9 protein-coding genes are annotated in these 9,122 nt (G+C 64.2%); 5 read left to right on the top strand and 4 right to left on the bottom strand.

Annotation, left to right across the window (positions count from 1 at the left end):
- Positions 1-464, top strand: a 464-nt coding sequence (locus FGM15_13185) for a DNA ligase (GenBank protein ID MBU3666811.1), incomplete at its 5' end; no start/stop codon positions are given.
- 3 nt (positions 465-467) lie between these two features.
- Here FGM15_13185 and hflB read toward each other — a convergent pair.
- Entirely contained in the window at positions 468-2,540 is a 2,073-nt protein-coding gene (gene hflB / locus FGM15_13190) for an ATP-dependent zinc metalloprotease FtsH (GenBank protein ID MBU3666812.1), read from the bottom strand.
- A gap of 3 nt (positions 2,541-2,543) precedes the next feature.
- Between hflB and FGM15_13195 the strand changes: the two genes are divergently transcribed.
- Positions 2,544-3,302, top strand: a complete 759-nt coding sequence (locus tag FGM15_13195; protein MBU3666813.1) for a DUF2334 domain-containing protein — start codon at positions 2,544-2,546, stop codon at positions 3,300-3,302.
- Positions 3,303-3,363: 61 nt separating this feature from the next.
- Here FGM15_13195 and folP read toward each other — a convergent pair whose 3' ends face one another.
- The 3 genes from folP to FGM15_13210 are packed head-to-tail and all read right to left on the bottom strand — an operon-like array spanning position 3,364 to position 6,156.
- Complete coding sequence (gene folP / locus FGM15_13200) at positions 3,364-4,203, bottom strand: dihydropteroate synthase (protein MBU3666814.1); 840 nt, start codon at positions 4,201-4,203, stop codon at positions 3,364-3,366.
- Complete coding sequence (gene hisD / locus FGM15_13205; GenBank protein MBU3666815.1) at positions 4,200-5,483, bottom strand: histidinol dehydrogenase; 1,284 nt, start codon at positions 5,481-5,483, stop codon at positions 4,200-4,202. Before hisD ends, folP begins: the two co-directional genes overlap by 4 nt.
- Positions 5,484-5,514: 31 nt before the next feature.
- Positions 5,515-6,156, bottom strand: a complete 642-nt coding sequence (locus FGM15_13210) for a histidine phosphatase family protein (GenBank protein ID MBU3666816.1) — start codon at positions 6,154-6,156, stop codon at positions 5,515-5,517.
- A 94-nt stretch (positions 6,157-6,250) separates the two neighbouring features.
- Here FGM15_13210 and gpmA point away from each other — a divergent pair, with 94 nt between their 5' ends.
- Genes gpmA through FGM15_13225 form a run of 3 tightly spaced genes read left to right on the top strand, consistent with a single transcriptional unit; the run spans position 6,251 to position 8,745 of the window.
- Complete coding sequence (gpmA, locus tag FGM15_13215; GenBank protein ID MBU3666817.1) at positions 6,251-6,997, top strand: 2,3-diphosphoglycerate-dependent phosphoglycerate mutase; 747 nt, start codon at positions 6,251-6,253, stop codon at positions 6,995-6,997.
- Positions 6,998-7,006: 9 nt separating this feature from the next.
- The gene (locus FGM15_13220) at positions 7,007-8,569 is read left to right on the top strand and encodes a sodium:calcium symporter (protein MBU3666818.1); all 1,563 of its coding nucleotides are present in this window, start codon (positions 7,007-7,009) and stop codon (positions 8,567-8,569) included.
- Positions 8,566-8,745: a hypothetical protein gene (locus tag FGM15_13225; protein MBU3666819.1), complete on the top strand. Its 180-nt coding sequence runs from the start codon at positions 8,566-8,568 to the stop codon at positions 8,743-8,745. The genes FGM15_13220 and FGM15_13225 overlap by 4 nt, the downstream gene beginning before the upstream one ends.
- The last annotated feature ends 377 nt before the right edge of the window (positions 8,746-9,122 follow it).

Genomic DNA, 9,122 nt, shown 5'->3' on the forward strand with positions numbered 1-9,122 from the left:
GGCTTGTCTGCAAAGATCCGGAAAGCGCCTACACGCCCGGGCGTCGCGGGTTGTCGTGGATCAAATTGAAAAAAGAATTTGCCACGCTCGATGTCGTCGTGACCGGCGTGGAATACGGCCACGGGCGCAGACGCGAGGTGTTGAGCGATTACACGTTTGCCGTGCGCGACGAGGAAGGCGGCGCGCTCCTGACGATCGGAAAAGCCTACTCCGGCCTCACCGACAAAGAGATCGCCGAACTGACCCCGTGGTTTCTCGAACGTGTGAGGCGTGTGAAGGGACGCCTGCACGAGGTGGAACCTGAGTTGGTCATCGAGGTCGCTTTCGACTCCATCCAGTCCAGCACGCGTCATCCGAGCGGCTTGGCGCTGCGTTTTCCGCGCATCAAGCGATTGCGCCGCGACAAGACGGTCGGCGACATCGACAGCCTGCAAACCGCCCGCCGGCTCGTTGGGTGCGGGTAAGGCCTATGCCGGGACCGGGGCCAAATCGCCGGGCAGCGTGCCTTCGTTCTTTTTGTCCTCCGCCTTGGCCGGGGCGACTTCGGGCGGAAGCGGCGGCGGGGTCGGTTCGCGCGGCGGGGGATTTTTCATCTCGCCGTGCTCGATGAGGTCGCGGATCTGCGAGCCCTCGAGGGTCTCGAATTCGAGGAGCGCCTTGGCGATGAGGTCGAGCTGCTTGCGGTTGGCCGTGAGCAGTTGCGTGGCGCGCGCGTAAGCCTCGTCAATGAGGGATTTCACCTCGGCGTCGATGGCCTGTGCGGTCGCTTCGCTGTAATCGCGCATGCGGGTGAAATCGCGGGCGAGGAAAAGGTGCTCGTCGCCCTCGCCGTATTCGATCATGCCGAGTTTGTCGCTCATGCCCCACTGGCAGACCATCTTGCGGGCGATGCCGGTGGCCTGCTTGATGTCGCCGCGTGCGCCGCTGGTCACGTCGCCGAACACGATGTCCTCGGCCACGCGTCCGCCCATGATGACAACAAGGTGGTCGAGCAATTCCTTGCGGCGCGTGTTGTATTTGTCCTCCTCCGGCAGCCACATGGTCGAGCCGAGGGACGGTCCGCGCGGGATGATCGTCACCTTGTGCAGCGGCGCGGTGTGTTCGAGCAACTCCAGCAGCAAGGCGTGCCCCGCCTCGTGGTAGGCGGTGACTTCTTTTTCTTTTTCGCTGATCGCCATGCTGCGGCGCTCTTTGCCCCAGCGGACTTTGTCCCGGGCTTCTTCGAGTTCCCGTGTGGTGATGGCTTTGAGTCCTTTGCGCGCAGCGAGGAGCGCGGCTTCGTTGATGACATTCGCCAGCTCGGCGCCGGAGTAGCCCGGCGTGCCGCGGGCGATGACCGCGAGATCGACCGTGTCGGCCACTTTCACTTTCTTCGCGTGGACCCTGAGGATTTCCTCGCGACCGCGCACATCGGGAAGATTGACGGTCACCTGCCGGTCGAAACGTCCGGGGCGAAGCAGCGCAGGGTCGAGGACGTCGGGGCGGTTGGTCGCGGCGATGATGATCACGCCGTCCTGAGCGTCAAAGCCGTCCATCTCGACGAGCAGCGCATTGAGCGTCTGCTCGCGCTCGTCGTGTCCGCCACCCATGCCGTGTCCGCGATGGCGACCGACGGCGTCGATTTCGTCGATGAAGATGAGGCACGGCGCGCTTTTGCGTCCCTGCTCGAACATGTCGCGGACGCGCGAGGCGCCGACGCCGACGAACATTTCGACGAAGTCCGAGCCGCTGATGGAGAAAAACGGGACATCGGCTTCTCCGGCGATGGCGCGTGCAAGGAGCGTTTTGCCCGTTCCCGGGGGGCCGACCATGAGCACACCTTTGGGGATGCGTCCGCCGAGCTTCTGGAATTTTTTCGGGTCCTTGAGGAAATCGACGAGTTCGGAGACTTCTTCTTTGGCTTCTTCCACGCCGGCGACGTCCTTGAAAGTGATCTTGTTTTTCTCGCGCGCCATCATGCGGGCTTTGCTCTTGCCGAAGTTGAGCGCGCCGCGTCCGGCCATTTTGATCTGCGAGCGGAAGATGAAATAAAGCAGGATCAGGAATATGGCGATGGGCAGCAGGCCCACGAGCGTGGTGGCGAGCAGGTTCGACTCGGCGCGCACAGCGGGTGTGATGCCGGCGTCCTTGAGTTGTTTTTCCACGGACTCGCCGTTGAAGGGCATGAAAACCTGGGTCTTGAAAGCGGCGAGGCGTTCTTCCGGTTCTTTCGCGGGCGGGACGGTGACGCTTTTGCGGTAATAGCCCGAGAGAGTCTGCGTGTTGCGTCCTTCCTCGACGATCAGTTCGAGCGGACGCTCGGCCGTGGAGACGATTTTTCCGGCGGCGAGCAACTCGGAGAACTTCGGGTAGCTGAGGTCATCGGTGGGAGCGAGGTTGCCCTCCCGGAAAACCAGGGCGCCACCGATCAGGGCGAAGGCCACAGCGAAGAGCAGCAACCCCCGCCAGTTGAATTGAGGTTCTTCCCCGCGCGGCCCGCGGTTTCTTGGTGAATTGGGATCGTTTTGCGACACAGTTATGAGAGGATGCACTCTTAGCATGGAATGGGGGAAGATCAAATGAGCGGACGTCGCGCGGAATCCTTCGCGGTCTCTATCCACGACGTAAGTCCTTGGACCCGCCCCGCGGTGGAAAAAATGCTCGGGGACCTCGCCGGCCACGGCGTCCGGATCACTTCGCTGCTGGTTGTGCCCGACCACCACCGCCGCGGAAGCTTGGTGGACCATCCGGATTTTCTCGCGTGGCTGCGCGGTCTGCAATCGGCCGGGCACGAGATTGTGCTGCACGGTTTTTTCCACCGCCGCGAACAGTCCGGCGGCGGATGGTTGCAGCATTTGCTCACCGAGCATTACACGGCGGGCGAGGGGGAGTTTTACGATCTGAGCTACGCGGACGCGCGCGAAAGGATGGAAGACGGCCGGGAAATGCTCACCGGCGCGGGCCTCGAAGTTCCGGGTTTCATCGCCCCGGCGTGGCTGCTCGGCGACGAGGCGCGCGATGCGGCGCGCAACCTCGGGTTTGCCTACACGACGTTGCTCGGGGGCGTGCTCGATCTCCGCACGGACGAATGGACGCCTTCACAGTCGCTCGTTTACAGCGTGCGCAGCGCGTGGCGACGTCAGGCGAGTCTGGCATGGAACGCGCAACTGGCCTGGCGTCTTTGCAACCGCCCGCTTTTGCGCCTCGGTTTGCACCCGCCCGATTGGGAGCACGATCAGATCCGTGCGCAGGCTCTGCGGTTGGCGCGCAAAGCGGCGGCCGCACGCCGTGTGATCCGTTACCGCGATTGGGTCGGGGCTTAGCGGAGGCGAGGGATGGGGGGGGGTTGAGGAAAGAACCGCGGTGCGTCAGGGACGCCGCGACCTACCTTGCGGATGAGAGTGCCTCCGCAAGGCGCAGCGCCTGCAAGTTCGGACGCACAGCGTGCACGCGGAAAATGTGCGCACCGCGTTCGCGTCCGAGGGCTGTGAGGGCGGCGGTGGGGATGTCGCGATCGTTGGTATCCGTGCAACCGGCGGCGGCGGCGAGGAACGATTTTCGCGAAGCACCCAGGAGAACGGGTCGCCCGAGCGCGGCGAAGGACTCCATCGCGGCAATGAGTTGCAGGTTGTGCTCCGCGGTTTTGCCGAAGCCGATGCCCGGATCGACAGCAATGTTTTCGCTCGGGATCCCCGCATCCAGCGCGGCTTCGATGCGCGAGCCCAAAAATCCCAGCACCTCGCGCGCCACATCGTCGTAATGCGGGGCGTTTTGCATCGTGCGCGGCGTGCCCTGCATGTGCATGAGAACAACACCGGCTTTGTGCTCCGCGACCACCGAAGCCATGCCTTCGTCTCCGAGCAAGGCGGTGACATCGTTGACGATTTCCGCGCCGGCTCCGATCGCTGCGCGGGCCACCGCGGCCTTCGATGTGTCGATGCTCAGCGCGACGTGGGTGCCACGCGCGAGTTTCTCAATCACCGGCACGACACGGCGGATTTCTTCCGCGGCCTCCACGGGTGCCGCACCCGGGCGTGTCGATTCGCCTCCGATGTCGAGGATCGCTGCGCCTTCCTCCGCGAGGCGAAGGCCGTGCCGCACCGCGTCCTCCACCTTGGCGAAGGACCCGCCGTCGGAAAACGAGTCGGGCGTCACGTTGACGATGCCCATGATGATCCCGCCGTCGGCAAGGTCGAACGTGCGGCGGGCCGTGCGCCAGATCATGCCAAGCGTATGCGTGCCGATCGTCCGTGGGCCTCGAGGCCTTCCACGCGGGCGAACGCCTCGACGAGCGGGGCCGAGCGTGCGAGCGCGCTCCGGTCGAGTTCAACCAGGCTGGTGCGGCGTTGGAATTGGTCCGCGGTGAGTCCGGCGAAAGATTTTCCGGCTCCTCCGGTCGGCAACTCGTGGCTCGGGCCCGCGAGAAAATCGCCGACGGCCACCGGCGAATAGCCGCCGAGGAAAATGGCGCCCGCGGTGAGGATGCGCGGTGCGATGGTCCGCGGATCCTTGACCTGCAGCGAAACGTGTTCGGAGGCGAAGTCATTCGCCGCGCGGACGGCCTCGGCCATTGACGGGACGAGGATCAGGAGGGCGTTCTTCAGCGAGTCTCTCAGGATCTTCCCGCGCGGCAGGGTGCGGGCCTGCTTTTCGACTTCGCTCGCCGTTGCTGCCAGGACCTCGCGCGAGTCGGTGAGCAACACCGCCGCGCTGTCGCGTCCGTGCTCCGCCTGTGCGAGCAGGTCGGCGGCGACCCACGCAGGATTGGCGGTGCGGTCGGCGATGACGAGCACCTCACTGGGCCCGGGCAGCAGGTCGATGGCCACGCGTCCGAAGAGCTGGCGTTTGGCTTCGACCACGTAGCTGTTGCCGGGTCCGAAAATTTTTTCCACGGGTGCGATGGTTTTCGTTCCGAGTGCGAGCGCGGCCACGGCTTGCGCGCCGCCGACGCGGTAAACTTCCGTCGCCCCCGCCAGATGCAACGCGGCCAGCAGCGCGGGGCTGACGTTTCCGTCGGGCCCGGCCGGTGTGACCGCGACGATTTCTTTCACCCCTGCCGCGGCGGCGAGGGTGCAGGTCATGAGCGCGGTGGAGACCAGCGGCGCGGTGCCGCCCGGGACGTAGATGCCTACGCGGCGGAAAGGATCGAAGCGTTCGCCGGTGCGCGCCCCTTGGGCGTTGCGGACGGACCAGTCGCGCCGCAGGCTTTTGAGCGCGAAGGTCCGGATGTTGCGGTGCGCCGCCTGCAAGGCGCGGCGGGTCGGTGCGTCGAGGCCGCGCCACGCGGCGGACAAATCGCGCGCCGGGACGCGGAGTTGCGATGCGGCAAGTTTCGGACCTCCGAATTTTTTCGTCAGGCGCAAAAGCGCGGCGTCTCCTTCTTTGTCCACCGCGGCGACGATGGCGCGCACGGTTTTCTCGACCGAAGGATCCGCCAAGGCACGGCGGTCGAGCGCGCGGAGGACGCTTTTGTAGTTTTTGTCGCGTGGTCGGACGATGCGCATGGGGCGATGATGCCGCGCGCGGGCGCGCGGTTCAATAAAGCAACTGCCGCGGCTCGCCGGCGAGATGGAAGGTCGAGTTGACCACGAGAAACCGCCAGTGGTTGCCGGCGCGGACCGCCATGCTCACCGATCCGTTTTGGAACCGGAATGCACGGTGGATGCGTTCGCGCGGGTGCGGATGGTCCTGCTCGAGCATGTGCGTGTGCAGCGCGGTGAGTGTGCCTCCGTGGGTGAACACGGCGATGTGATCCTGCGGTGCCGCCAGCAACTCGTCCAAGACGGCCAGCGTGCGCGCCATGAGGGAGCGCCGCGTCTCGCCGCCGGGTGGGGCGAAGTCGAACGACCCTCCTTTCCATTGCTCCACAAGCGCGGGGTGCTCGCGTGCGCAGTCGTCGATGCGCTTGCCCTCGAAAATGCCGAAGCACAATTCGCGCAGCCGCGGGTCCGGCTCCACCGCGAGCCCGAGGGCCGCGCCGAGCGGGGCTGCCGTGTCCATGGCCCGCTGGAGGTCGCTGCTGACAATGCGTCCGACGGGATAGCGGCGCAGCCATTCCGCCGTCTGCCGGGCCTGGCCGTGTCCGCGCTCGTTGAGCGGGACGTCCGTTTGCCCCATGGCCAGATCGCCGGCGTTGTGGTCGGTTTCGCCGTGGCGGATAAGGTAGAGCGTTTTCATGGACGGGCCGCGCGGCCTTGCCTCGCGCGGAGTGATTCCCTATAGACGGCATTCGACAAAATTCAATCCGCCGCGTCGGCGCGAGGGAGTTCTTATGCACAAAATCGTATTGCTCAGGCACGGCGAAAGCACGTGGAACAAGGAAAACCGCTTCACCGGTTGGACGGATGTCGATCTCACGGACAAGGGTCGCGAGGAGGCGAAAAACGCCGGCAAGCTCCTGCGCGGCGAGGGGTATTCCTTCGATATCGCTTATTGCTCTGTGCTGAAGCGCGCGCTCCGCACGCTGTGGATCGTCCTCGACGAACTGGATGAACTTTGGATCCCTGTCGAGAAATCGTGGCGGCTCAACGAGCGGCATTACGGCGCGCTGCAGGGCCTCAACAAATCGGAAACGGCCGCGAAATACGGCGAGGACCAGGTGCTTGTCTGGCGCCGCAGCTATGACATTCCGCCCCCGCCGTTGGAGAAAACCGACGAACGCTGGCCGGGGTTCGATCCGCGCTACAAGGGTCTCCCCGAAAGCGATCTTCCTCTCACCGAATGCCTGAAAGATACCGTTGATCGTTTCCTGCCTTACTGGCACGAGGTCATCGCTCCGCAGGTGCGCGCCGGCAAGAAGGTGGTCATTGCCGCGCACGGCAACTCGCTGCGAGCCCTCGTCAAATACCTCGACGACCTCTCCGAGGAGGAAGTGCTCAAGCTCAACATCCCGACGGGTGTGCCTTTGGTTTACGAACTCGACGACAAGCTCAAGCCGCTGCGCCATTACTACCTTGGCGACCAGGAGGCCATCGCCGCGGCCATGGCTGCGGTTGCCTCGCAGGGCAAAGCGAAATAGGCCGCGACCATGAGCGGGCCGGCGAAGGAAAACTGGTCGAGCAAGATCGGTGTCATCCTCGCGGTGACCGGCAGCGCCGTGGGTCTCGGCAACTTCCTGCGCTTCCCCGGTCTCGCCGCCCAATACGACGGGGGGATTTTCATGATCCCTTACTTTGTCTCGCTCTTCGTCCTGGGTTTGCCCTTGGCGTGGGCCGAGTGGGCCATGGGTCGCCACGGCGGATCGCTCGGCTTCCACTCCACGCCGGGAATTTTCCGAGCCATCTGGAAAAACCGTGCTGCTCCTTACGCCGGTGTGCTCGGTCTGGTCGTTCCGGTCGTGATCTACATGTATTACGTCTTCGTCGAGTCGTGGTGTCTCGGCTACGCGTGGCATTACCTCACGGGGACGATGAGCATGGGGACAGACCCCGCCTCCTACGAGGGCTTCTTCAAAAGTTATGTGGGGCTCGGCGAAAACGGCTCGGTGTTTTCCAATCTCCTCGGTGCGCCCTTTCTCGTCCTCGTCCTCTGCATCGCGCTGAATTTTTTCCTCATCAACCGCGGGCTCACGCGCGGCATCGAGCAGTTCTGCCTCTGGGCCATGCCGACGCTCGCCGTTTGCGCCGTGCTGGTGCTTGTGCGCGTTCTCACGCTCGGCACGCCGGATCCGTCCAAGCCCGAGTTGAACGTGCTCGCCGGCTTGGGCGAAATGTGGAATCCGCACGTGGAAAACATCCCGCTGTGGAAGGCGCTGGCCAACGGCGAGATGTGGATGGAAGCGGCCGGGCAGATCTTTTTTTCGCTCTCGGTGGGGTTCGGGGTGATCATCACCTACGCAAGCTATCTCAAGCCCAAGGATGACATCGCGCTCAGCTCGACCACGGCCGTGGCGGGCAACGAGTTTTTCGAGGTTTCACTCGGCGGGATGATCACCATCCCGGCGGCTTTTGTTTTTCTCGGTGCCGCGGGTGCCGCGGGCGGGACTTTCGCGCTGGGTTTCAACACGCTGCCGCTGGTGTTCGAGCACATGCCGCTCGGCAGGGTGGTCGGATTTCTCTGGTTCTTCCTGCTCTTTCTGGCTGCCATCACCAGCTCCCTCTCGATGCTGCAGCCCGCCATCGCCTTCCTCGAAGAAGGTCTCGGGCTCAGCCGTTCGCGCGCCGTGGCGGTCCTTTGCGGCGTGGGCTCCGCGGGCACCCTGTTCGTCGTGTGGTTCAGCAAAAATCTCGTGGCTTTGGACACCTTCGATTTTTGGGTCGGGACTTTCTGCATTTTCCTTCTCGCCACCATCCAGACTTTGCTCTTCGGGTGGGTGTTCGGGACGCGGCGGGGTCTGGAGGAAATGGACCGCGGCGCCGAGATGCGGGTGCCGCGCGTGTTTGCGCTCGCCGTCAAATATGTCTCGCCGGTTTATCTGCTGGCCATTTTCGCGCTCTGGGCGTGGCAGAAGGTCGGCGGTTACGTGCAGAGTTTCCGCGATGACGCGACGGTGCGGTGGTCGATCCTCTTTTTGCTGGGCGTGTTCGCGCTTTTCCTTTGGTGGATACGCACGGCGGTGAAGCGTTGGGAAGCGCAGGAGGAAAAGCCGTGAGCATTGCCGGTTGGATCGTCATGCTCGTCTCGGTGGGGGGAACGACGGGCTTTTTTGCGTGGTGCGTCTGGCGCGTGCTTCAGCCGCCCGACAAGACGCCAAAAATGCACGGCGTGCTCGACACCGAGTTGGAGATCGAGCGGGAAGAGCGTCGCCGCTCGCGGCGTGACGGATAAAACGCGCGAGGATCTCCCGATTTTTCCGCATCAGGAGCTGCGGTATGCGCACGGCAACGTGCGGATGCTTCGCTGACGCTCAAGCCGGCGAAACCAGCACGGGTGCATGGTCGGGATGCCACGGGTTGGTGGCGAAGGACGATGTTTCCAGCTTTGCCGCGGTTTGCAGGGCAATGGCGATGACCTCATTCAACGCGAGGCCAGCGTAGTCGGCGGGAAATCCATCGAGCAATGCCGCCGAGCGCCGTAGCAAACGCGCGGCAGGGCGGAGGCGCTTGCCGTGGATGCGGTGTTGCGGTTCGCGGTGGTGGTGCTGCAGGTGGACGAAGCCGCCGGCGAACTGGATAAGCGCCTTGTAAAAAACATATTGTTCGCCC

Source organism: Chthoniobacterales bacterium, from assembly GCA_018883245.1.
GTDB lineage: Bacteria > Verrucomicrobiota > Verrucomicrobiia > Chthoniobacterales > JACTMZ01 > JACTMZ01.